The 25,333-nt window shown below is 44.2% G+C and carries 33 protein-coding genes and 1 tRNA gene; 30 read left to right on the top strand and 4 right to left on the bottom strand.

Annotation, left to right across the window (positions count from 1 at the left end; all coding sequences use genetic code 11):
• Positions 1-73 precede the first annotated feature (73 nt).
• The 17 genes from ETP43_RS17180 (at position 74) to ETP43_RS15205 (ending at position 12,487) form a co-directional block, all read left to right on the top strand.
• Positions 74-232, top strand: a complete 159-nt coding sequence (locus tag ETP43_RS17180) for a hypothetical protein (RefSeq protein WP_164979751.1) — start codon at positions 74-76, stop codon at positions 230-232.
• A gap of 58 nt (positions 233-290) precedes the next feature.
• A tRNA-Lys gene (locus ETP43_RS15280) sits at positions 291-363 on the top strand.
• A gap of 121 nt (positions 364-484) precedes the next feature.
• Positions 485-1,213, top strand: a complete 729-nt coding sequence (locus ETP43_RS15275) for a TrmH family RNA methyltransferase (protein ID WP_022171506.1) — start codon at positions 485-487, stop codon at positions 1,211-1,213.
• Positions 1,214-1,588: 375 nt separating this feature from the next.
• Positions 1,589-2,257, top strand: coding sequence for a F0F1 ATP synthase subunit A (locus ETP43_RS15270; RefSeq protein WP_129259092.1), 669 nt, complete (start codon positions 1,589-1,591; stop codon positions 2,255-2,257).
• A 40-nt stretch (positions 2,258-2,297) separates the two neighbouring features.
• The gene (atpE, locus tag ETP43_RS15265; RefSeq protein ID WP_022171504.1) at positions 2,298-2,516 is read left to right on the top strand and encodes an ATP synthase F0 subunit C; all 219 of its coding nucleotides are present in this window, start codon (positions 2,298-2,300) and stop codon (positions 2,514-2,516) included.
• A gap of 49 nt (positions 2,517-2,565) precedes the next feature.
• Positions 2,566-3,063, top strand: a complete 498-nt coding sequence (atpF, locus tag ETP43_RS15260) for a F0F1 ATP synthase subunit B (protein WP_129259090.1) — start codon at positions 2,566-2,568, stop codon at positions 3,061-3,063.
• Positions 3,047-3,550 carry an ATP synthase F1 subunit delta gene (gene atpH, locus ETP43_RS15255; RefSeq protein WP_129259088.1) on the top strand — a complete coding sequence of 168 codons (504 nt, stop codon included), beginning with the start codon at positions 3,047-3,049 and terminating at the stop codon, positions 3,548-3,550. The genes atpF and atpH overlap by 17 nt, the downstream gene beginning before the upstream one ends.
• Before the next feature lie 5 nt (positions 3,551-3,555).
• Positions 3,556-5,064 carry a F0F1 ATP synthase subunit alpha gene (gene atpA / locus ETP43_RS15250; protein WP_106491206.1) on the top strand — a complete coding sequence of 503 codons (1,509 nt, stop codon included), beginning with the start codon at positions 3,556-3,558 and terminating at the stop codon, positions 5,062-5,064.
• Between the two features lies 1 nt (position 5,065).
• On the top strand, positions 5,066-5,977 hold the full coding sequence (gene atpG / locus ETP43_RS15245; protein WP_129259086.1) for an ATP synthase F1 subunit gamma: 912 nt from the start codon (positions 5,066-5,068) through the stop codon (positions 5,975-5,977).
• Between the two features lie 44 nt (positions 5,978-6,021).
• Positions 6,022-7,413, top strand: a complete 1,392-nt coding sequence (atpD, locus tag ETP43_RS15240) for a F0F1 ATP synthase subunit beta (RefSeq protein WP_022398704.1) — start codon at positions 6,022-6,024, stop codon at positions 7,411-7,413.
• 17 nt (positions 7,414-7,430) lie between these two features.
• On the top strand, positions 7,431-7,844 hold the full coding sequence (atpC, locus tag ETP43_RS15235) for an ATP synthase F1 subunit epsilon (RefSeq protein WP_117525847.1): 414 nt from the start codon (positions 7,431-7,433) through the stop codon (positions 7,842-7,844).
• A 182-nt stretch (positions 7,845-8,026) separates the two neighbouring features.
• Positions 8,027-8,767 carry a LytR/AlgR family response regulator transcription factor gene (locus ETP43_RS15230; RefSeq protein ID WP_129259084.1) on the top strand — a complete coding sequence of 247 codons (741 nt, stop codon included), beginning with the start codon at positions 8,027-8,029 and terminating at the stop codon, positions 8,765-8,767.
• A gap of 165 nt (positions 8,768-8,932) precedes the next feature.
• The gene (locus ETP43_RS15225; RefSeq protein ID WP_129259082.1) at positions 8,933-9,328 is read left to right on the top strand and encodes a phage holin family protein; all 396 of its coding nucleotides are present in this window, start codon (positions 8,933-8,935) and stop codon (positions 9,326-9,328) included.
• Between the two features lie 127 nt (positions 9,329-9,455).
• Positions 9,456-10,193 carry a LytR/AlgR family response regulator transcription factor gene (locus tag ETP43_RS15220; RefSeq protein WP_129259080.1) on the top strand — a complete coding sequence of 246 codons (738 nt, stop codon included), beginning with the start codon at positions 9,456-9,458 and terminating at the stop codon, positions 10,191-10,193.
• A gap of 198 nt (positions 10,194-10,391) precedes the next feature.
• Positions 10,392-10,904 (top strand): sigma-70 RNA polymerase sigma factor region 4 domain-containing protein, encoded by a 513-nt coding sequence (locus ETP43_RS15215; protein ID WP_129259078.1) that lies wholly within the window; start codon positions 10,392-10,394, stop codon positions 10,902-10,904.
• A 75-nt stretch (positions 10,905-10,979) separates the two neighbouring features.
• Positions 10,980-11,690, top strand: coding sequence for a LytR/AlgR family response regulator transcription factor (locus tag ETP43_RS15210; protein WP_164979749.1), 711 nt, complete (start codon positions 10,980-10,982; stop codon positions 11,688-11,690).
• 107 nt (positions 11,691-11,797) lie between these two features.
• Complete coding sequence (locus ETP43_RS15205) at positions 11,798-12,487, top strand: helix-turn-helix domain-containing protein (protein ID WP_129259074.1); 690 nt, start codon at positions 11,798-11,800, stop codon at positions 12,485-12,487.
• A 43-nt stretch (positions 12,488-12,530) separates the two neighbouring features.
• Here the strand turns inward: ETP43_RS15205 and ETP43_RS15200 are convergent, their stop codons facing one another.
• The gene (locus ETP43_RS15200) at positions 12,531-12,956 is read right to left on the bottom strand and encodes a sigma factor-like helix-turn-helix DNA-binding protein (protein WP_129259072.1); all 426 of its coding nucleotides are present in this window, start codon (positions 12,954-12,956) and stop codon (positions 12,531-12,533) included.
• A gap of 80 nt (positions 12,957-13,036) precedes the next feature.
• Between ETP43_RS15200 and ETP43_RS15195 the strand changes: the two genes are divergently transcribed.
• From ETP43_RS15195 to ETP43_RS17175, 4 genes are all read left to right on the top strand, one after another.
• Positions 13,037-14,296, top strand: a complete 1,260-nt coding sequence (locus ETP43_RS15195; RefSeq protein ID WP_129259070.1) for a sensor histidine kinase — start codon at positions 13,037-13,039, stop codon at positions 14,294-14,296.
• A gap of 94 nt (positions 14,297-14,390) precedes the next feature.
• Positions 14,391-14,519 carry a hypothetical protein gene (locus ETP43_RS17960; RefSeq protein ID WP_279222206.1) on the top strand — a complete coding sequence of 43 codons (129 nt, stop codon included), beginning with the start codon at positions 14,391-14,393 and terminating at the stop codon, positions 14,517-14,519.
• On the top strand, positions 14,519-14,953 hold the full coding sequence (locus ETP43_RS15190; RefSeq protein ID WP_129259068.1) for an accessory gene regulator B family protein: 435 nt from the start codon (positions 14,519-14,521) through the stop codon (positions 14,951-14,953). The genes ETP43_RS17960 and ETP43_RS15190 overlap by 1 nt, the downstream gene beginning before the upstream one ends.
• Before the next feature lie 2 nt (positions 14,954-14,955).
• On the top strand, positions 14,956-15,114 hold the full coding sequence (locus ETP43_RS17175) for a hypothetical protein (RefSeq protein ID WP_207668928.1): 159 nt from the start codon (positions 14,956-14,958) through the stop codon (positions 15,112-15,114).
• Positions 15,115-15,239: 125 nt separating this feature from the next.
• Here the strand turns inward: ETP43_RS17175 and ETP43_RS15185 are convergent, their stop codons facing one another.
• Complete coding sequence (locus ETP43_RS15185; protein ID WP_129259066.1) at positions 15,240-16,343, bottom strand: C40 family peptidase; 1,104 nt, start codon at positions 16,341-16,343, stop codon at positions 15,240-15,242.
• Between the two features lie 385 nt (positions 16,344-16,728).
• On the opposite strand from ETP43_RS15185, the gene ETP43_RS15180 reads away from it, so the two are divergent.
• The 3 genes from ETP43_RS15180 (at position 16,729) to ETP43_RS15170 (ending at position 19,251) form a co-directional block, all read left to right on the top strand.
• The gene (locus tag ETP43_RS15180) at positions 16,729-17,391 is read left to right on the top strand and encodes a hypothetical protein (protein WP_164979746.1); all 663 of its coding nucleotides are present in this window, start codon (positions 16,729-16,731) and stop codon (positions 17,389-17,391) included.
• A gap of 118 nt (positions 17,392-17,509) precedes the next feature.
• Positions 17,510-18,280 (top strand): hypothetical protein, encoded by a 771-nt coding sequence (locus ETP43_RS15175; RefSeq protein ID WP_129259062.1) that lies wholly within the window; start codon positions 17,510-17,512, stop codon positions 18,278-18,280.
• A gap of 326 nt (positions 18,281-18,606) precedes the next feature.
• Positions 18,607-19,251 (top strand): hypothetical protein, encoded by a 645-nt coding sequence (locus ETP43_RS15170; protein WP_129259060.1) that lies wholly within the window; start codon positions 18,607-18,609, stop codon positions 19,249-19,251.
• Here ETP43_RS15170 and ETP43_RS18665 read toward each other — a convergent pair.
• Positions 19,217-19,441 (bottom strand): DUF6783 domain-containing protein, encoded by a 225-nt coding sequence (locus ETP43_RS18665; protein WP_334295543.1) that lies wholly within the window; start codon positions 19,439-19,441, stop codon positions 19,217-19,219. The two genes, ETP43_RS15170 and ETP43_RS18665, sit on opposite strands and share 35 nt — an antisense overlap.
• Between ETP43_RS18665 and ETP43_RS18660 the strand changes: the two genes are divergently transcribed.
• A complete protein-coding gene (locus ETP43_RS18660) occupies positions 19,361-19,543 on the top strand; it encodes a DUF6783 domain-containing protein (RefSeq protein ID WP_334295542.1) in 183 nt (60 codons plus the stop codon). The two genes, ETP43_RS18665 and ETP43_RS18660, sit on opposite strands and share 81 nt — an antisense overlap.
• Here ETP43_RS18660 and ybaK read toward each other — a convergent pair.
• Entirely contained in the window at positions 19,524-20,009 is a 486-nt protein-coding gene (gene ybaK, locus ETP43_RS15160; RefSeq protein ID WP_129259056.1) for a Cys-tRNA(Pro) deacylase, read from the bottom strand. The two genes, ETP43_RS18660 and ybaK, sit on opposite strands and share 20 nt — an antisense overlap.
• A gap of 230 nt (positions 20,010-20,239) precedes the next feature.
• On the opposite strand from ybaK, the gene ETP43_RS15155 reads away from it, so the two are divergent.
• From ETP43_RS15155 to ETP43_RS15135, 5 genes are read left to right on the top strand one after another with little or no spacing between them, the layout of a single operon-like run.
• A complete protein-coding gene (locus ETP43_RS15155; RefSeq protein ID WP_129259054.1) occupies positions 20,240-20,764 on the top strand; it encodes a prepilin peptidase in 525 nt (174 codons plus the stop codon).
• Positions 20,761-21,783 (top strand): P-loop NTPase family protein, encoded by a 1,023-nt coding sequence (locus ETP43_RS15150; RefSeq protein WP_129259052.1) that lies wholly within the window; start codon positions 20,761-20,763, stop codon positions 21,781-21,783. Before ETP43_RS15155 ends, ETP43_RS15150 begins: the two co-directional genes overlap by 4 nt.
• The gene (locus ETP43_RS15145; RefSeq protein WP_129259050.1) at positions 21,783-22,976 is read left to right on the top strand and encodes a CpaF family protein; all 1,194 of its coding nucleotides are present in this window, start codon (positions 21,783-21,785) and stop codon (positions 22,974-22,976) included. The genes ETP43_RS15150 and ETP43_RS15145 overlap by 1 nt, the downstream gene beginning before the upstream one ends.
• Positions 22,960-23,703, top strand: coding sequence for a type II secretion system F family protein (locus tag ETP43_RS15140; RefSeq protein WP_022398806.1), 744 nt, complete (start codon positions 22,960-22,962; stop codon positions 23,701-23,703). The genes ETP43_RS15145 and ETP43_RS15140 overlap by 17 nt, the downstream gene beginning before the upstream one ends.
• Complete coding sequence (locus ETP43_RS15135; protein ID WP_164979745.1) at positions 23,700-25,064, top strand: type II secretion system F family protein; 1,365 nt, start codon at positions 23,700-23,702, stop codon at positions 25,062-25,064. Before ETP43_RS15140 ends, ETP43_RS15135 begins: the two co-directional genes overlap by 4 nt.
• Positions 25,065-25,333 lie beyond the last annotated feature (269 nt).

The raw sequence follows: 25,333 nt of genomic DNA, 5'->3' as shown, positions 1-25,333 counted from the left end.
ACCCGCTGTGGACCGGATTCTTTCTCCTTCATATCATATTATAACAACAGAACTTTGAAGGATCCGTGAGAAGATGGGGAAAAAATGCTGTTGCCGCAACCGCTTCTACGACTGGAGTTACAACAACCCCAGAATCGACCGCAAACTGACTGATCTGCACAAACGTCTGTCAGAGCTGGACGATACCCTGTGTGCGAGAAAGAAAAATGAAAAAAAACGAAAAAAATTGTAAAAAAAGACTTGCATTTTTCTATACGGATGATATAATAGTTCTTGCGTTACAGATACAAGCGCCTTTAGCTCAGCTGGTAGAGCAGTAGACTCTTAATCTATTTGTCCAGGGTTCGAATCCCTGAAGGCGCACTTAAAGCACTGTTTTCGATGACATGGAGCATCGGGGACGGTGCTTTTTTAATGTCTGATACGAAAATTCAAAATCTATAGGTCGAAAAAGACCTTCTGAATAAACAAAAGGAGAAAACTTATGAACCGAGATGTACCGTTAAAAAAATACGCAAAAAAAATGAATCACTCCTACACCTTCGGCGCTTTCCCGACGATCGAACTGCTGAAAAATCAGCCGGAACATGTGCTGAAAGTCCTGCTTCACCCGGATATGAACAGTGAGACTCAACTGGAGATCATCACTGATCTGTGTAACCGGCACAATATACCGATTGAACGGGCCGCAAAAGTGGTTGAAAAGCTCAGAGACAAAGAGAACATCTTCGCTGTCGGTGTGTTTGAAAAGTACACGAACCAGCTGGATCCGACAGCGGATCATATCGTTCTTGTCAACCCGAGTGATATGGGGAATATGGGAACGATCATCCGGACAAGCATCGGTTTTGGTATTGAAAATCTTGCGATCATAGAGCCGGGTGTGGATGTATTTAACCCGAAAGTAGTACGGGCCTCGATGGGATCTTTGTTTCAGTTGAATTTCTGTTATTTCCCAAGCTTTGAAGCCTACAAAGAACAGGCGGGTAACAGAAGCCTTTATCCGTTTATGCTAAAGGGAGCTGTGCCGTTGCAGGAGCTTCAGAGAGACACCACTGAGACCTACTCCCTGATCTTCGGAAATGAAGCTACCGGACTGCCGGACAGTTTTGCGGATGAAGGACAAAGTGTGGTGATCCGTCATACCGATCATATCGATTCGTTAAACCTGGCCCTGGCTACCGGCATCGGTATCTACGAATTCACAAAATGATAAAAATAACTAAAAAAGATATAAAAAATAACTAAAAAAAGACAGGTTTCGAGCTGGCGAATTTTAAGAAAACCTGGAAAAATGAAAAATAGCATAAAAATACACAGGATTTTGTGAATAATAAAACGACTAATGGTCAGTTTCGCTAAAATACGGGAAAAATTGACGAAAACAAACATGAAAAATAGGAATGTTGACAAATGAAAAATTCAGAAGTAAAATTTGTAAAACTTCGGATTTATGGAGAGGATATAAATAAGAAGTTTTAAGTGACTATTCAGCAGGAAATATCCTACGAGGGTACGGAACAGTCACATTTTGCTTATTAAAAGTTAAGGAAAGGGAGGGAGAGAAACGGATTTAGCAAGTAAATTACTGGAAGAGCTGAACTGTGACACTGCCTTTACGATCCCCCTGTTTGGAGGAATTGAAATCGCAGAGTCGGTGGTTGTAACCTGGATCATTATGGCTGCACTGGTAGTAATTTCCATATTACTTACACGCAATCTCCAGGTGGAACCTGAAAACATCAGTAAACGCCAGCTGGCACTGGAAACAGTGATCGGTGTCATACAGGATTTCTTCAAAGATATTCTTGGTGAAAAAGGAAAAATGTATATTCCTTATCTGATGTCGGTGGCCATTTATATTGGCGTAGCCAATCTGATTGGTATTCTGGGATTTAAACCACCAACTAAAGACATGAATGTAACAGCAGCTCTGGCAATCATGAGCATTGTATTAATTGAATTTGCCGGAATCCATGCAAAAGGCGGAAAAAAGTGGCTGAAGAGTTTTGCAGAACCTACACCGGTGGTGTTGCCGATCAACATTCTGGAAATCTTCATCCGACCGGTATCCCTGTGTATGCGATTATTCGGTAACGTACTGGGTTCCTTCGTTGTCATGAAACTGATCGAAGCAGTAGCCCCTGTACTGGTGCCTGTACCGTTGACCTGTTATTTTGATATTTTCGACGGACTGATTCAGGCATATGTGTTTGTCTTTCTGACAGCACTGTTTATCAAAGAAGCTATTGAGTAAACTTAATTGAAAAAGTGAAAAGAGAAAAGGAGAAAACATTATGTTAGTAGCAATCGGAGCAGCAGTAGCAGTATTAACAGGTATCGGAGCAGGACTGGGAATCGGTCTGGCAACAGGTAAAGCAGTAGACGCAATCGCAAGACAGCCGGAAGCAGAAAGCAAAATCAGCAAATCCCTTCTTCTTGGTTGTGCACTGGCAGAGGCAACAGCTATCTACGGTTTCGTTATCGGTCTGCTGATCATCTTCTTCCTTGGCTAATCACCATTACCGAAACATGAGAAAAACGAGAAAGGCAGGTGAGTAAAGGGTGTTACGGATAGACTTAAATCTGGTTTGGACCATTATCAACGTCATCATTCTCTACCTTTTACTGAAAAAGTTCCTGATCAAACCGGTAACTGCGATCATGGATAAGAGAGAGCAGATGGTGAAACAGGGTCTGGAAAGTGCCAGAGCCCAGGAGAGCCAGGCGAAGGAACTGAAGGTTAAATATGAAGAAGCCCTTGCATCTGCGAAGGAAGAATCGCTCCAGATGGTTGAAAAAGCCAGAGGTAATGCACAGGTTGAGTACGACCGGATTCTGGGAGAAGCGGATGAACAGGCGAAAAAGATAAAAGAAGCGGCCAAAAAAGATGTGGAGTTGGACCGGGAAAAGGCAATGAAAGAGATGCAGTCCGAAGTTGCAGGACTGGCTCTGACAGCAGTATCCCGTATCCTGCAGGAAGGAACCGATCCACACAGCGATGGTGCGCTGTATGAACAATTTTTGAAAAAAGCAGGTGAGGCCAATGACACAGACCGCTGATCGTTATGGAAAAGTGCTTTATGATCTGAGAGTTCCCGCAGAAGATGTGGAACAGATGAAAGCGGCTTTGTGTGCGGCGCCTCAGCTGGTGAAAATTCTCAATGATCCGACTCTTACCAAAGAGGTAAAGCATGAGATTATAGAAACAATATTCCCGAAGAGTTTACACAACTTTTTAAAGACAGTCAGTGACCGGCGAAGATGTGATCAGATCGATGACATGCTGGAAAGCTACAGGGCCTGTGTAAGAAAGGAAAAGGGAATTGTGGCCGCTACGCTGTACTGCGTCCATGAGCCGGATGAGAATCAGAAAGCTCAGATGGAACAGTTCGTCAGGAAAACCTATGGCGTCAATGGCGTGGAAATGACTGTTGAACAGCAGCCGGACCTGATCGGAGGATTTGTTCTTCGTGTGGGAGACCGGGAATTTGACTGGAGTCTGCGCGGCAGAGTCCGTCAGCTGCAACAACGATTGATCCGGAGGTGAAAGAAATGAGCACAATCAGCTCAGAAGAAATTATTTCCATTCTGAAAGAGAAAATCGAAAATTACGATGCCATGTGTCAGGAACAGGAAACCGGTAAGGTTATCAGTGTCGGTGACGGAATCGCAACGATCTATGGAATCGATCATGCGATGTACGGCGAGATCGTAACTTTTGAAAACGGCGAAAAAGGAATGGTTCAGGATATCCGTCAGGATACCATCGGATGTATCCTGTTCGGTAAAGATACAGGAATCAAAGAAGGTACCCGTGTGGTACGTACGAAAAAGAAAGCCGGAATCCCGGTCGGTGAAGGATTTGTCGGCAGAGTTATCAATGCGCTGGGTGAGCCGATTGACGGAAAGGGAGCTGTAGAAGAAGACGACTACTATCCGGTAGAAAGAGAAGCACCTGGTATTATTGAGAGAAAATCTGTCAGTGTTCCTATGGAGACCGGTATCTTGTCTATCGACTCCATGTTCCCGATCGGACGTGGACAGCGTGAGTTGATCATCGGTGACCGTCAGACCGGTAAGACAGCGATCGCAACCGATACCATCTTAAACCAGAAAGGCAAAGACGTAATCTGCGTCTACGTTGCCATCGGTCAGAAAGCATCTACGATTGCAAAACTGGTAAATACACTGACCAAACATGATGCTATGGATTACACCATCATCGTTTCTGCTACAGCCAGTGACTGTGCACCGTTACAGTACATTGCACCTTATTCGGGAACCGCTATGGCAGAATATTTTATGCACAAAGGAAAAGACGTACTGATCGTATACGATGATCTGTCCAAACATGCGGTTGCATACCGTGCCCTGTCCCTGTTGCTGGAGCGTTCTCCGGGACGTGAAGCTTATCCGGGTGACGTATTCTATCTGCATTCCAGACTGCTGGAACGTTCCAGCCGGCTGAGCGATGAAGAAGGCGGCGGATCTATCACAGCACTGCCGATCATCGAGACACAGGCGGGTGACCTGTCGGCCTATATCCCGACAAACGTTATTTCCATCACTGACGGTCAGATCTTCCTGGAAAGTGATCTGTTCTTCTCCGGTATGCGTCCGGCCGTAAACGTTGGTCTTTCCGTATCCCGTGTAGGTGGTGCGGCACAGACAAAAGCCATGAAGAAAGCAGCAGGAAGTATCCGTATCGACCTGGCCCAGTACCGTGAGATGGAAGTATTTACCCAGTTCAGTTCCGATCTGGATGAGACAACCAAAGCGCAGTTACAGTATGGAAAATGTCTGATGGAACTGTTAAAACAGCCATTATGTAATCCGCTTTCCATGCCACAGCAGGTTATCACTCTGGTAGCTGCAACACATAAAGTTCTGGTAGATGTGGAAGTAAGCAAACTGAAAGCATTCCAGATGGATATGCTGCAGTATTTTGCAGATATGCATAAAGAGATCATCGATGAACTGAATGATAAAAAAGTTCTCAGCGATGAACTGACAGAAAAGATCGTAGAAGTGGCAGAGGAATTCAAGAAGAGCAGGTGTTAATATGGCAAATGTAAAAGAGATACAGGACCGGATCAAGAGTATCCAGGACACCATGAAGATCACCAATGCGATGTACATGATCTCATCATCCAAGATGAAGAAAGCAAAGAAAGCGCTGTCAGATACAGAGCCCTATTTCTTTGAGATGCAGTCCGCGATCCGCCGTATCCTGCGTCATGTGCCGGATATTGAGCATGCTTTCTTCGATGCGAGACCGGAGATTCCGAAAAAAGACCGGAAGATCGGTCACATCATCGTAACAGCAGACAAAGGACTGGCAGGTGCTTATAACCATAACGTGATCAAGATGGCAGAAGAGCAGCTGCAGTGGGAAGGAAAACACAGTCTGTTTGTTCTTGGAGAACTGGGTCGGCAGTATTTTTCAAAGAAAACACTGCCGGACGTGTCTGTGGATATGGATTTCCACTTTACGGTTCAGAAGCCTTCCATGCACCGTGCCCGTATGATCGGGCTGCGTATGGTAGAGGAATATCTGGAAGGAAAACTGGATGAGATCCATGTGATCTACACCAACATGGAAAATGCTGTGACCAATGAGACACAGACTCTTCAGCTGCTTCCGTTAAAGAAAGCTTCGTTCCATACCGAACTGAAAATGGGAATTCCGGCGGATGTACATCATGAGGAGATCATGCTGGTACCGTCCGCAGATGAAGTGTTAAATACCATCATTCCGAACTATGTAGTGGGAACGATATACGGCTGTCTGGTAGAATCCTACTGCAGCGAGCAGAACGCCCGTATGACAGCCATGGATGCCTCGAACCGGAATGCCAGCGAGATGCTGAAAGCCTTATCGATTCAGTATAACCGGGCAAGACAGGCAGCGATCACCCAGGAGATCACCGAGGTTATCGCAGGTGCGAAAGCACAGAAAAACAAACACAAATAGAGGCAAAAATATATAGAGAGATAAGAGAGGAGGAGCGAATCCATATGCAGACAGGAAAAATCGTACAGGTCATGGGACCTGTAGTAGACGTCCTTTTCGAAGGACAGACTCTCCCGTCCATCAAGGATGCTCTGGAAGTTGACAACGGTGGGAAAAAGTGTGTCATGGAAGTAGCGCAGCACATCGGAAACAATATGGTTCGTTGTATTATGCTGAATTCCAGTGAAGGACTTCACCGTGATATGGAAGTAACAGCTACAGGCGCAGGTATTCAGGTGCCGGTAGGAGAAAAGACACTGGGTCGTCTGTTCAATGTACTGGGTGACACCATCGATGGTGGAGAAAGCCTGGAGAAAGAACAGCACTGGGTAATCCACAGAGATCCCCCGACCTTTGAGGAACAGAGCCCGGTTGTAGAGATCCTGGAGACAGGTATCAAAGTAATCGACCTTCTGGCACCCTATGCCAAAGGTGGTAAGATCGGTCTGTTCGGTGGTGCCGGTGTAGGTAAAACCGTACTGATCCAGGAACTGATCCGTAACATCGCAACAGAACACGGTGGATATTCCATCTTCACCGGTGTAGGAGAACGTTCCCGTGAAGGTAATGACCTGTGGAGTGAGATGAAAGCATCCGGTGTACTGGAGAAAACCGCTTTGGTATTCGGACAGATGAACGAGCCACCGGGATCCCGTATGCGTGTAGCAGAGACAGGTCTGACCATGGCAGAATATTTCCGTGATGAAGAACATCAGAACGTGCTTCTGTTTATTGATAACATTTTCCGTTTTGTACAGGCAGGTTCCGAGGTATCCGCACTGCTTGGCCGTATGCCTTCAGCCGTAGGTTACCAGCCGACTCTGGCTAATGAAATGGGTGAACTGCAGGAGCGAATCGCTTCCACAAAGAATGGTTCCGTAACTTCCGTACAGGCTGTTTATGTGCCGGCGGATGACCTTACTGACCCGGCGCCGGCAACAACCTTCGCCCACCTGGATGCAACAACCGTACTTTCCCGTAAGATCGTAGAGCAGGGTATCTATCCGGCCGTAGATCCGCTGGAATCCTCTTCCCGTATTCTGGAAGCAGATGTGGTAGGAGAAGAACATTACCGCGTAGCAAGAAAAGTACAGGAGATTCTTCAGAAATACAAAGAGCTGCAGGATATCATCGCGATCCTTGGTATGGAAGAACTGTCAGAAGACGATAAACTGACTGTATTCCGTGCAAGAAAGATCCAGCGTTTCCTGTCCCAGCCGTTCCATGTGGCAGAGACATTTACCGGTGTTCCGGGAAAATACGTGCCGCTGGCTGAGACCATCCGCGGTTTCAAAGCAATCGTTGACGGTGAGATGGATGAATATCCGGAATGGGCATTCTTTAATGTAGGAACCATCGATGATGTTATCGAGAAAGCAAAGTCACAGGAGGCTTAAGATAAGGAGGTACCGGCATGAGTGGATTTTATATGCGAGTTCTTGCCAGTGACCATGTATTTTACCAGGGAAGGGTAGAAGCAGTGACTCTCCCGGGTGATGATGGTGAACGTACCGTACTGGCCCATCATGCAGACAGTATCATTTCCATCAGAGAGGGCGAACTTCGTTTCCGCGATGTGGAAGAAAACTGGCATGAGGCGATCGTAGGTCTGGGCTTTGCAGAGATGATCAATAACCGTCTGACCATTCTGGTAGACACCGCAGAACGCCCGGAAGACATCGACCGGAAGCGTGCGGAAGAAGCGAAAGCAAGAGCCGAGGAACAGCTTCGTCAGAAGCAGAGCATGCAGGAATACTACATGTCCAAAGCATCCCTCGCCCGTGCGATGACCAGACTGAGTGCGACGAACAAAAAGAATATAGTATAAACCAGAAACCAGCAGCTTTCGGATAAAAATGTCCGGGAGCTGCTGGTTTTTTACGTTGTTGCAAAAACAACCCGTCCCATATCTTGTTACATATAGACCGTAAAAAATGCCATCCCCCGAAATCTGTCGATAAAAGCAGGTATAATAGGAGAAAATACTCCAGTAACAGAGGCGAACGGGCGATGAACAGAAATTTACCATATATGAAGATAGCGGTCTGTACATCCGAGGTACAGATCGGCGAACAGATCAGAGAATATGTAGATGAATTTACAGGAAAAGGCAATGCACAGATTCAGGTGGATGTGATGAAAAACTGCTATCGGCTGGCGAAGAAAATCCTGAACAGAGAACACTATGATGTGATCTGTATTGGAAAAAACCTTCGGGATATCGACAGCTATACCTTTGCCTCCAGCATCCGTATGGCAGACCGGGAAACCATCTTTTTTCTTCCGGGATGGAACCGTCTGAATCTGAATCAGATAGAACACCTGGCGCCGGTGTCGTATCTCTCGATGCCGCTGTCAAAGGAAGAATTCCGAAAAGAACTCTACCGCACCATCAGCCACCTGGGACCCGGAAGCAGATATCTTTCTTTTGACGTACAGGGACAGAAAGGACGCGTCCTGTACCGCGATATCGAATACATCAGAAAAAGCGGTAACTCCGTCCTTGTCTTTACCATGAAAGAAATGTACCGGATCCCGGTTCCTATGACAGAGGTGGAACGGGAACTTGCAGGAGTGGAGGAACGCTTCCTCAGAGTCCACAGAGATTATCTGATCAACGGACGTTACCTCTCCTGGCTCTGGAACCAGGAAGTCGGTCTGATGGACGGAACCCGCATCCCCGTAAGCCGGATCTACCGGACACGCGTGGAACGGGTCGTTGCAGAGAACAGGAAAAAAATTGTGGGATAAAGAAAAAAAAGAACAAAGAACAGGCAGCCCTGCCGGAAAGAATTATGACTTTCCGGTGGGGCTGCTTTTTGTGCTGCGAAAATATACTATCAGGTGTGCATGGAATTTCATGGTGTTCCGGTGCTATGTTTTAAATAACAAAAATATTAGAGAAGGAGGTAAAAAATGAAGTGGTTTAATGAATATTATGGGGCATATCTTTTTGGAATCTATTTGCTGTTAAATGTGCTGGACTGGCTGACAGGCTGGTATAAAGCAAGAGTAAAGAAAGAAGCAAACAGTAAATCAGGGATGAAAGGTATTGTAAAAAAGGTAGGTTACTGGGTCATTCTTCTTATTGCATTTCTGATTCCCTATATGTTTCAAAGACTTGGAAAAGATCTTCTGGGTGTAGATCTTGGCTATCTGTCAGCACTGGGCTGGTTTACACTGGCAAATCTTCTGATTAATGAAATCAGAAGCATCCTGGAAAATCTGGTTGCCTGTGGCTACCGTGTCCCGGAAATTCTGAAACGGGGACTTGAAATCACAGAAAAAGTAATCAACGAAACAGAAAAATAAAGAAATATGCAAAAAATACCCAATTTGTCCCGGAGACTGACGAGTAAACATCGTAAAATGACACGTAGATTCTGTAAGACAAAAAATCTGTTAAGATAAAGATACATCAGTGAGGGAGGCTGTGAAGATGGCAGAAAAAAAACAGATGATGTATATGAATATCCTGATCTGTGGATCTGACAGTGATGAGATCATACAACTTGAAAACCAACTGGAGGAAGTTGGAAAAGAAGAAAACATTAGGGTTAATATAGATACGAATATTTGCATGAACCAACAACTTGTCAAAAATTGGGTGACGGAAAAGTATGATATTCTTTTTGTAAATCTTGATAATACGGAGAAAGATGGTTTGTACTACGCAGAAAAGATCCGTTTGAAAGATGAAAAGGTGTACATAATCCTGCTGTCGGAAAATCAGGAGAAGATACAGGAAACCTTTGAAATTATGCCGGCATCATATCTGATAACGCCTGTAGAAAAAGAAAATCTGAGACACTGGGTAAAAAAAGTACGGGAAAAAATAGAAGATCATCGATTGTATATTACATTTAATTATAAAAGAAAGACCTACCATATTCCATATCAGAAAATTTTATATCTGGAATCCCAGCAACATAAGATCCGGGTGGTAACAGAAAAAGAAAGCTACACGTTTTATGGTCAGTTATCGCAGATACAAAAACAGATGGAACAGGGAAAAGAAATCTTTCTGCGAATTCATCAATCGTATCTGATCAACAGCCGATATATTTATTGGATGGATGGAAATACCGTTCGTACACAGGACGGCAGAGAATTTTCAGTCAGTGGTTCCTGTAGAGAACAGGCAAAAACTGCATATCGTATGTATAGAAATCAATAATAAATACAGAAATTAGGTCCGAATAGGTTTTAGAACTTATTCGGGCTTTTTTTGTTTGCTGAAAAGACAGCAAAAGACCGGATTTTTACAAGATAACGGGAATTCGGGAATTTTCCTGTATGATAAGCAAGTCGTCAAAATCTCAAAGTAAAATAACAGACCGGTATTCATTCCGCACAGTCGGAAAGGATACCGGAGATGGAGAAGACACTGGCGGAGCTGATCCGTGAGTATAAGAGTGGAAATGAAAAAAGCTTTGAGAAAATAGCAGAGAAGATGAACCCTTTGCTTATGTTTTATGCAGACAAATTGTATACATGGGAGCAGGAGGATGCCAGACAGGAGATGCTGGTTACATTATTCTGTGCTCTGGAAAAGATGAAATACTGCAAAAGTGAGGGCGAATGTCTCAGCTATATAAAGACGGCAGTCAGACGCAGATATAAAGATCTGGTGCTGAAAGAATTACATAATAAAAAAGAGACTGTACATATGGAATGGACGGAAGTTCAGGATGCGGGCGATGGATTTGGTGAAGCAGAATTCTATATGGATCTGGAACTTGCGCTTCGCTGCTTTCATGGGAAAGAACGAAAAATTGCTGAACGGATGTTACTTTACGGAGAAAACGACAAAGAGCTGGCACTGCATGAAGGAGTCAGCAGACAATATTGTAATAAAATCAGAAAAAAGTTAATAAGAAAGATGTAAATAAAAAAAATAATTACAAAATCCGCAGGGTATCTGTGCTATAATAGTAAAAAGGATTGAAAAATGGAGGCACAAATGAAAATAGCGGTATGTGATGATGACAAGCTGTTGACAGGAGAAATCGATGGGCAGTTACAGAGAATTCGACAGAAAATGGGAATTTCTTTTGAGACAGACATATTTTTTGACGGGGCAACACTGTGGGAGTCAATCGAAAAAAACGGTTCTTACGATATTATCTATCTGGATATTGAAATGGACAATATGGATGGAATCACGGTAGCAAAAAAAATTCGAGAACAGGACCCCTATACCATTCTGTTGTTTGTATCCAGCTATGACAGCTATTATGAGCAGTTGTTTGAAGTAGAACCACTGCGGTTTCTTCGTAAACCAATCGATCCGGAAAAATTTGAAGAATATTTTCGGATTGCGTATGGAAGATTAATGAATCTGGATGAGCGATTACATTTTGAATTTAACAAACGGTTATATCAGATTCCTTATCGCGAGATCATGTATATGGAAAGCCAGAGAAGAGTCATTCGTCTGGTGGAAAAGAACGGGCAGGATTACCGGTTTTACATGAAAATGAAAGAGCTGATGCAGGAGATCAGCAGAGCAGGAAATATGTTTATACGGATTCACTGCTCGTATGTTGTAAATTATTACTACATAAAAACCTTCAGTGCCACAGAGGTAATTCTCTTAAATGGAGAAACATTGCCGGTCAGCACAGAGTATAAAAATGAAGCCATGAAAATCTATATGGATATGGTGGACTAAACCAAGGAAGGCTAATTTTTCTGTTTATACAAGATTATGTATAAACGGGACATCATGGGACAGTACAGACATTCTACAATAAAAACAAAAATGGAGAATGTCTGTAAATGGATACGTATTATAAGATACTGAAAAGACTGGAAGAATATCGACGAAAACTCAGCTATACACAGGAACAGATGGGCGAAATCATGGGTCTGGGGCAGGATCATTACCAGAGAGTGGAACAGGGAGCAGTGATTATTTCCTACAATGGTCTGCACCAAATAGAAGATCATGGTGGTGATATCTATTACCTGATTACAGGAAAGAGGCAGAAGCCAGGTTACATAAATAAGCTGCTGGAAGAGTGCGACAGTCCTGAAATGGAACGAATGTTACTGAGATGTTATCTGCTGTACCTTGAAGCTGGAATCTATAAAGCGCAGGGAAAGGTAGAAGAGGAAATCTGTCATTATCTTCGTATGGCAGAAGCTACATTGAAAGAAGATACCATATGGCGGGGGATTCGGATCAGCGAACAGGTTACACATATCAAGATGGCTGAGATGTTAGAGATTAACAGAAAAAGATATGCAAAACTGGAAAACAAAGTGATAGGTGCAGATGCATACCTTCTGAACCAGTTATATCGGAAGTTTCATTTCTTTCCTTTTCAGATTTTTGAAAAGGGCAATTTTTATCTGAACGAATTGAATCAGTTACAGGAAACACTTCCGGATTCAATACAGGAAGAGATAGAATGGAAATTGAAAGAATATATATGTTGGATGAAAAAAGAGGAGCCTTTACATTAAAAGTAAGGGCTTCTCTTTTTGAGTCAGAAAATATAGTAAAGTATCAGTTCGCAGGAATCGTCAGGTGTTCCAGGGCGTGCCGGTGGATATTGTGAATCTGGCGAAGACTGTAATTGAGTGTCTCAGCAATTGATTCCAGGGTATTGCCGTGGATATATTTTAAACGAAGAAGTGTCTGCTCCGTGGGGTCTTCAATTGTTGAAATACACTGAAGGATTTTCCGATAATATCGGATGGATTCCAGACGTTTTGCCTGTAGCCGCGCAATCTGCGTATCAATCTGTGTACGATAAGAAGTGTAATCAGTAAATGCCTGTGTTCCGCACACTGGATGAATAATGTAACTTGGAGTATTTGAAAAAGATTGAAACATGTGGATCTCATCTTCCAGAAGTTGGATGTTCCAAAGCGTGGAACGATAAGATTTGAGATATTGTTTCTTTTGATCGATAGATATGTTGTTTTGCATATGACTTTCCTCCCTTGGGTTTTAGGAGTTAAAAAGGGAGGAAAGAAGAAAGTGCAACTAAAAATGTAAGAGGTGCAATTGTGATATTAGAAATTATGGTGGATTCGGCAACAGTATTTGTTCAAGAAGATTTTTTTAGTACATTTTTAGAAAAACGAGAAAAAACATGGAGATATATTTGCGCATGGATTTTTTTCTTTTTTTATCATTTTACAATTATGAATCTTCATGACGGATACATGTGGAATTTTTTAGGGAATTTAATTGGTCTTAGTATTGTATGTACCATTGCTTATAATGCTGAGATGCGAACTAGAATTATGATGGTACTCTTAGCTGTTTCTTTAGGAGGAATATCAGAGGTAGTTATTAGCATAATTATACTGATAATACAGGGCGATATAAGTGGAGATATAAGATTATATGCAATGATGGCGAAAATCGTCTTTTGGATATGCGTGAGAATATTATCGTTGTTATATAAAGGGAAAGTTGAATCTTTAGAAGTTGGAGCTAATGGAATTTTATTTGCTATTGCTTTTGGATGCAATATAATATGGTCAATTATTATTCTGAATATTGCAGAAAAAACAGAAGATAGCATGATGAAAAACGGAACTTTAATATTGGTATTTGTAATATTAGTGTTCGATATTATTATTTTTAGGTTATATACTTTATATCAAGAAAGGCAAAATGCGGAAAGAGAGAAACAGGAATACGCATATCAAATAAGGATATATGATAAGGAAATAGAAGGAAGAAAAGCAGTAATGGATGAAGTTCGAAGAACAAAACATGATATGAAAAATAGTATGATTTATTTGCAAGAACTTTTAAAACAAAACCCAGACGAGGCAAGAAAATTCTTAAATAAATATATTGATAAAGACATAGATAATAGGAGTGAAATATCTAAGAGTGGGAATTTGCCTGTAGATGCGTTGATAAATTATAAAAATATTATTGCAAAACAAAAGGGAATAAAAATTTATCTTGAACAAAGTATACCAGTAAAATTGCCGTACGAATCTTCGGATATATGTGTCGTGTTAGGAAATTTGCTCGATAATGCGTTAGAAGCAGTAGAAAAGTTGGAAGATGATAGAACCATTTATATAAATATTTCATTTGTTAAAAAAAGATTGAAGATAATAGTAAAAAATAAATATGTAGGTGAACTTAAAAAAAACAAAAATGGATATTTTATGAGTGAAAAAAAAGATATAGAAAATCATGGAATCGGATTACGGTCTGTGGAAAAAACAGTACAGTCGTATGATGGATACTTTGAAATAAAAGCAGAGAATCAAACATTTATCGTAAATGTAATTATGTAAAAATTACAAATAAAACCAAAAAAATTACATGAATAAAATAACGAAAAGTATCTTTGTATAATATTTGAGTAAATATTGTATAAGGAGGAAAATGATGATTAACAAAAAAGAAATTTTGAAGATACTTGTAGCTATGGTAATTGGAATTAGTATAAAAGGTGGATGTCTACTTGTTTTACATCAACCATTGTATCCATCTGAACTTCAGGAGAACATTGAATAATGGAATATGTGTCTGGGGTAATTGCCACTAAATTTACTACATATCTGAATAAAGACCAACATTGGTGCAATATTTTCCAATATGCTGTTCAAGTTTTAATGGAAAAATGGATCAGTCTTACCGTAATGGGAATACTGGCGGGAAGTCTTGGATATGGAAAAGAGTATATGTTGTTTCTTATGGTGTTTATGCCTCTTCGGGCATACTGTGGAGGATTTCACATGAAGACATATGCAGGATGCCTTGTCTGTTCCTGTCTGGTGGTTGCGAGTGTTCTGGTAACTTCCAGAGCGATATCTGTGGGCAGTAATGTGTGGTATATCGGAATCAGCGCAATTGTGCTGTTGTTATTTCCGATGAACCGGATGGCTCCGGTTTTGCACATCAATCGACCTATGAAACAGAAAGAAATCGATATGTGCCGGAAAAACTGAAGTTGCTGACGGTTATACTGACAGGTGTAATATTATTTTTTAGTGCCTGTGGTATGGGCTGGATCGTAACACTGCTCAGTGAAACTGTCTGGATCGTACTGATTTTTATGTTTCTTGGAAAAATGGAATATGAAAAAGAAATACAGAAAAAAGCAAAATAAAACAAAAGTGATACCTCACAGCCGCAACTGTGAGGTATCTGTATTTTGAGGGGTATGCATCTGCAATGAACAGGAGTAGGAGTATGGAATTCATTACAGACGAAAAGTAAAGTTAGTACATGATTTTACAGGGACAGAAGTTTTCTCCAGGTGTTATTACCTACGATACCGTCGGCGGATAATCCGCAGTTTTTCTGGAAAGAAATAACTGCATTCTTTGTACCGGTTCCGAAATCTCCGTCGATACCACCGGAGACAGTGATACCGAAGAAGTAATACAGACGCTCCTGAAGCAGGGTAACCAGGGTTCCTTTAGAACCGGATTTCAGTGTCGGGCATGCTGCCAGAGTGTTGGAGCCAGCGACACCGTCAATAGTTCCCGGGTTGTAACCGGCTTCTTTTAATGCGGTCTGCAAGCGTTTTACCCATGCATCCCGACCGTCCCATTTACCGGCTGCATCAACGATATAGCCGTCTGGTGTCATCGTGTTTGTAACCATAGCACCGTCACTTCCTACATAATAATAGGTTTCCACCCATTTATTAGTAGCCATGACACCGTTATTGTACAGGAAGTACCATTTATTGGATACCTGAACCCAGCCAGTCTTCATCCAGCCATCGGCATCAAAATAATACCAGCTGCCATCGATGAATTCCCAACCATTCTTGGTGTAGGTATTATCGGTGTGACGATACCGCCATCTGCCATCACTTGCCTGAATCCATTCACCGGCTTTGGTAGTAGGTTCTGTAGGTGTGGTTTCTGCTTCGGCAGTGTAGCGAAGGACAGAAGTCCAGGCGTTAGATCCACTGGTAGAATAATTGTACTTGCTGACAGAAATCTCATGCCCTGTCTGATCTCCAGTCTTTCCTCCGGATATGCCACCATTCTCGTTAGAATGGGCAGCTACCATTTGATTGTTTCCGATATACATAGCAACATGTCCATCTTTGTGAAGGACATCGCCTCGTTTTAATCCAGCTCCTGTGCTAAGTGTGACACTGGAAATCACATTGGTGAAACCGTTAGCTAAGAAAATAGGTTTCATATCATGTGTAGAAGAAGCGCCTTTAGTTTTCACAGGGACACCGGCATACTGCCATGCAGAAATAACTGCTGAGGAGCAGTCATAATCTGGTCCCCATCGATGTGTCTGGTCATAACCGTGTGAATCATCATTTGCAAGATCGATCATCCACTGTGTAGCTGTTTCAATTTTTCCCATATTTTTTCTCCTTTGTAGTTTTTGAATTTAGAAATCGGATCCGTGTTTCTATGGCTTTATCATACGGGGAAGGCATGGTGAAATTCAATGCAATCCAAATGTTGCATTTTGATTGCATTTTATGCCAAATTGTTACGAGATATCACCAGAAATGCTACAATTTGCTAAGAAATATTAGCTTGTTATGCGGAGAAATTAAGTTTCAGTTACGTTTTTCAGATTCTGTTTACAGGGGGATTTTCGGGTGCTATAATCCAAGCAAATACTTTGATATGCAAATTATTCGAAATGCAGGAAGGGAAAAGATACCCGGGCAGAGGAGACGGACAGTAAGAGACAGAGGGGTTGAACCTGCAGGAACAAGTGGTTTGCGCCATCGAAAAGGATGGCAGAAATGGAGGAAGCTATGAAGAGAAAAAGCATGATGGTAGCAGTGTTGATGGCAAGTATGGTACTGGGAGCCTGCGGGAAAAAGACAGAGACGAGTGTGGTGGAAGACCCGGTAGTTTCGGAAGCACCGGCAGAGGAAACAACAACGGAGGAAACACCGACGGAAGAAGCGTCATCAGGTGAAACACAGACAGGGGAGACAACAGAAGAAGCATCCAACGAAGCAGCAACCGGCGAGACAGAACAGAGCACAAAAGGGGTTGATGTCGGTGATTATCTGGAGAATTTCGGAGAGCTGAAAAATATCTTACAGATGACAACGACAGAGTGCTGGCAGTTCCCGAATGCGCAGTCCTATGTGTCAGACGGATTTTATCTGGAGTGGCAGGGCGAGACATTCAGTATGAAAAATGAAGGCAATCAGGCAGTGGCACTGTATGGAATCCATATCGGGGATGAAGCGGGAGCATCCGGAAAAGCTATGACCGATCATGGTTGGACAGCATACCAGTATGGTGGCTATATCATGCAGACAGACAAAGCGCAGTATTATATGGAACTGGAAAGTGATGAGAACGGAAAAGTAACCTCCTGGTATCTGAACAACTGGCCGGAAGGGGATATCACAGAGGCATACGATTCTCTGGAAAAACAGTAAGTAATTGTTGCATTTAGATTGCAATTTATGCCGAATGATTATGAGTTGTGGCAGGAAATGCTACAATTTAATAAAAAGCGGTTTGCCATAGGGAGTAATGGCAGAAATGGAGGAAACTATGAAGAGTAAAAGTATGATCGTAGCAGTGTTGATGGCAAGTATGGTACTGGGAGCCTGTGGGAACAAAGCAGAGACAAGCACAACAGAGGATGCGGTAGTTTCGGAAGCACCAACGGAGGAGGCAACAACTCTGGAGCCGGAAGATACAACCGAAGATACTGCGCAGAGTGCAGGGGAGGCACAGACGGACAGCAGCAGTTCTTCAGGAAGTGCAAGTACCGGTTCAAACAGCACAACAGGAACAAATGGAAGTACATCGTCAGATAAGAACTCTGGTAATGCTGCTGCAAGCAGCACAACAACGGAAAGCAGTTCTGTAAAACAGGATACATCTTCCGGCAGTGAAAGTGCACAGGCGGAAACGGGCAGTCAGGACAGTACACAGACTACAGGAGTTGAGGCACAGTATCAGGTATATGAGGGAGTATATTTTGATGAAGTGATTTATACATGGTCGTTAGATGACAGCAAGGTCAGACCATATTATGAAATCCATGTTTCAAATGTAACGGATACATCTTTTGATTTTACCATTTATGAAAAAGACCTGTACGAGAACAGTACTTTAAAATTCAAAACAAATACAGCTGTATTTACGGGAGATGGAACACAGGCTGAGTTCAATGGAAAAGGTTATCATCTTGTATTTACATTCCCGAATGAGCGTGAATCCCTTCCTGTTGTAACAGAGATGCAGGTATCAGGATTAAGCTGGCTGGAAGGAAATATATATTGTAATAATGATATTCCGGGACATGAATTTGGCTGAGTAAAGAACAGAAGTTATAAAAAGAGAGTATAAATAAAGGTTATTATTGTAAAAAAACCATGACGAGTAAGAGCATACAAAAGTATTAAACGGTAACGGAGAGGGGAGAACTCCGACGCCGGAAAGACCGGGCAGCAGATCCAGGGGAGTGGAATCTGCGTGCCCGGTTTTTGGTGTATTTCATAGTGATTTTCCGCCAGGCGGAACCATTTTGATGATGCCGGGAGAAAAAGATTTGCAAAATCTACTTTCTATCTATGCGGTTTTGTGGGATAATAAAAAAAGAAACATGCGGGAAACCGTACAGGGAGAGGAGAATAGTAATTATGAGACGAAAAATAATGATGACAGGTATATTAGCGATGAGCATGGTATTTGCTGCGTGTGGATCCGGTGCATCTACAGAAGTTGAGCAGGAAGATACCGAAGTGATGCAGGAAGAAACTCCGGAAGCGGAGGATGAGCCGGAGGTTACAGAAACCCCGGAGGCAACGGTCACACCGGAAGAGTCGCCGGAGGCAATGGTGACAGCTGCGCCGGATGATGAAGAGGTACAGAAGGAGGAGACGATGCAGGCGATTCCGCAGGATCTTACACCGGTAGCTGCACAGTATCAGGTGTATGAGGGAACCTATAAAGATATAAATCTTAACGAGGCGATGTCCGCAGATGGCGGAAGTAATTCATACTGTCAGATTGAAGTGTCCAATATCACCGATCAGTCTTTTGATTTCACGGTATATCAGATGACCGACGGAAATAAGAAAGAAGTGCTGGATACCAGAACCGCTACATTTGTGGAAGATGGAACAAAAGCAGTATCAGAAAAGGGCGGAACGAATCTGGTATTTACCTTCCCGGACAGCTGGAATGCACTGCCGAAGGTTGTGGAGATGCAGGTGAGCGGTTTGGATGTACTGGAAGGAAATTCCTATGTCAATAACAATGTTCCGGGATATGAATTCGGTTAAAGAACAATCTGCAAAAAGATAAGATGATAAAAAACATGTCTGTATCTTCCCAGTTTGGAAGTACAGACATGTTTTTTCTAGAGCGTGTTTGAAAAAGGCTTTTCGTGAGCTGCGAGTCCCAGTTTGTGGGAGATTTTATCCGAATGAGGGCGGCGTAGCGGGCTACGGCAACCGAATAAGGGTAAAATATACCGCAAAGTGGGGCTTGCAGATTGCGGAAATGATTTTTCAAACACGCTCTAGTGTAAAAATGACAGGAACACGTTCAAAAATCAGGATTCGTGGACGATAATGTCTGCAAACTGTGCCCGTGTCACCTCTGCGAGTTCCTGGGGATTCAGGCAGATGGTTGTGCCGATCCGACCGCCGCTGACATAGATCTTATCAAAATTTTCCGCACTGTTGTGGATGAAGGTAGGGAAAAGTTTCTTCATTCCCAGCGGGCTGCAGCCGCCCCGGACATAACCGGTGATTTTTGTGATCTCTTTTACCGGGATCAGCTCCACGGATTTTTCTCCGGCTACTTTGGCAGCCTGTTTTAACTGCACTTCTTCCGCGATGGGAACCACGAAAACATAGTATTGTTTGCTTTTTCCCTGTGCCACCAGTGTCTTGAAAGACTGTTCTACCGGTGCACCTGTTTTTTCGGCGGTATGAAGACCGTCGATAAATTCATCACATTCATATTGAATCATGTCGTACTGGATATGGTGTTTGTCCAGCATGCGCATGGCATTTGTTTTTACTTCTTTACTCATGTTTATCACCTCAACAGGATTATACACATTTTTTTTATGGAGGGCAATATCCACTGAAATTTTTCTGTTATTTTTAGCTACTTTTGCCAAAAAGAAGAAAATTAGAAAAATCCACTAGACAAATCCGAAAAGGGCGGATATAATTAGCCCATAACAAATCCAGATGCAGCGATTCAGTTGCAGATTTCCAGAAAACGAATTGAATAAAATAAAGGGAAGTGGAGATTACTATGGACTTTTCTATGCTTTTTTGCATTATTTTTACCATGGGAGCAGTGTTTTTTGACTGCAAGTGGGAGAAAGTTCCCAATCTGTGGATACTGACCGGATGGCAGATCAGTATGACGGAGCATCTGTGCAGACAGGTTGCACAGGGGCTTGGTGAAGCGGTATTCCGCTTCTGGGGAGGGAGTTTGCTGGTGCTGTTTCTGTTCTTTCCACTGTTTTTGGGAAAGATGATCGGGACCGGCGATATCAAAGTGTTTGCAGTGCTCGGTAGCGTATTTGGTCCCGGAAAGATCCTTGGCTGTATCGTGTCGGCATTTCTGCTTGGAGCGCTGGAATCTGTATTTTTTCTGTTCTTTCGCTGCGACTGGCGGCAGCGGTTCTTATATTTTCTTCAGTATGTGCAGCGGGCATGTACGGAACGATCACTTCCACCATATCTGGTGCCGGGAAAAAGACCGGAAAATATCCATTTTACAATACCAATTTTAGGCAGCGTATTGCTGCTGTATCTGGGAGGGCGAGGATGAGCGAACGAAATATTTTTGCAGTGTGTGATCTGGATGTGGATTACGCTTATCATTTTATGGAGTACCTGAGTAAGAAGAAAAATATCCCGTTTGAGGTGCGGGTATTTACGAGTGCCGTGAGTTTTCAGGAATATGTAAAGGAGCATCCGGTAGAACTGCTTCTGATCTCCGAGAAAGCGATGAACAGTGAGATCCGGCAGGCGAAGATCGGACAGATCCTGATCTTATCGGATGGTGTGTCTGCCAGAAGATATGAGGAATATCCGTCGATCTACAAATATCAGTCATCGAATCAGGTGATCCGGGAAGCTCTTGAACACTACGGGGAGAGCGGCGCGGGAACGGTACAGTCGTTAAAACTGGAGAAGAAAAAGATGGAGGTGATCGGGGTGTATTCGCCGGTCGGACGGACGATGAAGACAACATTTGCGCTGACGCTGGGGCAGATCCTGGCGAAGAAACGGGCGTGTCTGTACCTGAATCTGGAAGCGTATTCCGGGTTTGAATATCTGATGGAACGGAAATTTGAGCAGACACTGGGTGATCTGCTGTATTACCTGCGGCTGGGATCGGATCAGCTGGTTACAAAGATGGGATCGATGGTGCAGAGTATCAACAATCTGGACTATCTGCCGCCGGTGCTTTCAATGGAGGATATCCAGAGTACAACGGCAGAGGAATGGATCCGGCTGTTGCAGCAGATCATCGATTACAGCAATTATGATGTGATCATTCTGGATCTGGGGGACAGCGTCAGCCAGCTGTATCAACTCCTGGAACAGTGTACCAGAATCTATATGCCGATCCGGGCAGATCCGGTTTCCCAGGCGAAGATCCAGCAGTTTGAACATACGCTTCAGGTGTGGGAGAAACAGGCGGTACTCGACCGGATCCGGAAGATCAAACCGCCGTATCATCGCAGTACGAGGAGCGGAACCGGATACATGGATGATCTGGTGTGGAGTGAGCTGGGAGATTATGTGAGAGAGATGATCCGAAAGGAATGGGAGGACGGATGATGAAACAGGAACAGTTTGCCGGCATGCGGGCGAGACTGATGGAACAGCTGCAACAGGGAGTGGAATGGTCGGATGAGGCGATTCTGGAACGGATCGATCAGCTGGTGTCGGAGGCAGCAAGAGAGAACCGGCTGCCGGTGAGCCGGAGAGAGGAGATCCGGAGAGAACTGTTTTATTCGGTGCGAAAACTGGATATTTTGCAGGAACTGCTGGATGATGACCGGGTGACAGAGATCATGGTAAACGGGTATCAGAAGATCTTCGTGGAGCGGAACGGACAGAAAAGCAGATGGGAAAAGTCTTTCGTGTCCAGAGAAAAGCTGGAAGATGTCGTGCAGCAGATCGCCGGAAAATGCAACCGCGTGATCAATGAAAATTCGCCGATCGTGGATGCGAGACTGGAAAACGGTTCCCGTGTCAATGCGGTCATCTATCCGGTCGCGTTGGACGGACCGATTCTGACGATCCGCCGTTTTCCGGATCATGCGATCACGATGGAGGATCTGATCGCGAAAGAGAGTATCACGAGAGAAGCGGCAACCTTTCTGGAACATCTGGTAAAAGCGGGATATTCGATCCTGATCGGCGGAGGGACATCCTCCGGCAAAACAACATTTCTGAATGCGTTATCCAACGCGATTCCCCATGAGGAACGGATTATTACCATTGAAGATTCGGCAGAGTTACAGATCCAGGGTGTGGAAAATCTGGTGCGTCTGGAGGCAAAACCTGCCAATATGGAAGGAAACCGGGAGATTACGATCCGGGATCTGATCCGCACCGCGCTTCGTATGGCGCCGGATCGCATTATCGTGGGCGAGATCCGCGGGGAGGAGGCGGTGGATCTTTTGCAGGCGTGGAACACCGGTCATGACGGAAGCCTTGGAACGGCACACGCCAACAGTACGAAAGATATGATTTCCCGTGTGGAGACGATGGTACTGATGGGGATGGAACTGCCGCTTGAGGCGGTGCGAAGACAGATTGCGTCCGGGGTGGAACTTCTGGTGCATCTGGAACGGGCAAGAGATGGAAAACGGCAGGTTGCGGAGATCGCAGAGATTCTCGGATTTGCAGAGGGAGAGGTGCGGATGCATGGGCTATACAAAAGGGAAAAGGATCAGCTTAAAAAGACCGGAGAGCTGGCACACAGGGAGAAACTGGAACGGTGCTTCGGTGAGAACGAATTATAAAACGTATGTATTTTCCAAAAAAGAGTGGATCTTTTGCCTGTTACAGAGCATCGGGATTACGGGAGTTGTGAATCTGTTCTGTTACCGTTCCTGGTGGGCGTGGGGACTGGTGATCCCGGTTGGCATCTGGTATACCAGATGGAAGCAGAAAGAGATGGCAGAGCGAAGACGGCGAATTCTGCAAAATCATTTTAAGGATGTGTTGCAGAGTTTACAGACGGCAGTACGGGCGGGATATTCGATGGAGCAGAGTGTAACGGAATGTCGCAGGGAGATGGAGCGGCTTTTCGGAGAGCGGGATGATCTGGTGAGAGAACTGCGGTATATGGAAAGTCAGATGCAGGTGGGTGTGCCGGTGGAGCAGCTGTTTTGGAATCTCGGACAGCGCTCCGGTGTGGAAGAAATCCGCAACTTTGGGGATATCTTTCTGATCGCGCGGCGTTCCGGTGGAAATCTCGGGAAAATTCTCGGCAATCTTGCAGAGGTACTGGGAGAAAAGATCCGGGTTACCGGGGAAATACAGGTGGCGATCGCAGGGAAAAAACTGGAACAGATGGTGATGAGCCTGGTTCCAGGGGCGATGATCCTTTATATGCAGCTGACTTCCCGTGGATTTCTCGATGTGTTATATCACAATCTGCCGGGGGCACTGGTGATGACTGGATGTCTGGGTGTGTATCTGTTCAGCTTCCGGATGGGAAGAAAGATTGTGAGGATTCAGGTATGAATGTAGTTCTGGGAATGGCTCTTTTGCTGCTGATAGCAGTGTTCAGCATCATAACTTCAAAAGAAAAAGGAAACCGGAGAAAAAAGGGAGCCAGATGGATCCACCGGTGGAGCCGGAAAAAGGGCTGGGAGCTTCCGGAATGGCTGACGGATGAATGTATCTGGCAGACAGAACTTGCGGCTCTGGCTGCGGGCATGCTTCTGATTGTAACAGGGATGGTCGGACACGCGGAAAACATGCAGGCAGTTTCCGAGCTGCGGCGTCCGGCGTACGGACAGGGTGTACAGGAAGAAAATCTTCAGGTGGAATGGAAAGATGAGCAGGGAAAACGCCAGAAAGAAGAAATGACCGTACAGGTGACAGAAAAACAGTTTTCCGAAAGCGAGATAGAAGAGATTTTCTCAGGGTTACGCGACAGGATCGAAAACGAGATGCTGGGGGAGAATGATTCGCTGGATCATGTGGATCATCCGCTGCATCTGTGTGAGGAACTGCCGGACTGTCCGGTAACGATCCGGTGGTTCAGCAGCCGGCCAGAGATCATGGACTGGGAAGGAATATATGGGGAAATGATCGGGGAAGAGGGAGAAGAAGTGATCCTCACAGCAACGGCCCAGCTGCAGGGGAAGGAATGGCAGGAGAGCTGGAATGTCCTTGTATTTCCCAGGGTTTTCGGGGAAAAAGAACAGGTGGAAGATATGGTGGAAAAGGCAAATGCAGATACGGCAGGAGGCTCGGAATGGATGCAGCTTCCGGCAGTATTACACGGAGAAAAACTGATCTGGAAACGGGCAGGAGACGGGATGCAGTACGGAGCGGCTTTGCTTGCGCTTGTATTTCCGGCAATGGTACTTCTGCACAGACAGCAGAAAGAAAAGGAACAGAAAAAGAAGGAACGGCAGCAGATGCAGCAGGATTATCCGGAGATTGTGACAAAATTGCAGCTGTTGTTAAGTACCGGGATGAATCTTCGAAAGTCGGTGGAGCGGATTGCGAATGATTATCTTTCTTATATGCGCAGAGAGGAGGTGAGAAAGGCTTATGAGATACTTGTGGAAATCTGCAGGGAGATGGAGCGCGGTCTCGGAGAAAAAGAGGCTTATGAACAGCTGGGAGAGCGCTGGGGACTGTTGTCTTACCGGACATTGTCTTCTATTTTGGTGCAGTGTCTGCAAAAAGGAAGTAACGGCGTGGAACAGGTTCTGGCAAAAGAGGCGGAGCAGGCACAGCGGCTTCGCAGGCAGCAGGCGCAGATCCTCGGGGAGCAGGCATCCACCCGGCTGCTCTTCCCGATGATTTTAATGTTGCTCGTGGTGTTTGTGATTCTGCTGGTGCCGGCATGGCTGATGTTTGCAGTCTGACGGTGTGGGACAGAAACGCATATTATTTTTGTGATAATAGAAGATTTGTAACTATTCAGTAGGTAGTATTCCGCGAGGTGTTTTGGCATGAACATGCCAAAATCCCGAGATATACAAGCCAAAATGTCATCACCGAAGGTGATTTTAAATGCATTTTGGCTCGTAACTGTGAAGGTACTGAACGGTTACGAAGATTTAAAGTAGTCAGTCCATAGTTGTATGTGATCAGGAAAGGAAACATGCTCTTTATATTACGCAGGTTACTGCGT

The organism is Blautia faecicola (assembly GCF_004123145.1).
GTDB lineage: Bacteria > Bacillota > Clostridia > Lachnospirales > Lachnospiraceae > Oliverpabstia > Oliverpabstia faecicola.
Note: the sequence above shows the minus strand (reverse complement) of the source record. Positions and strands in the feature narration are given on the sequence as shown.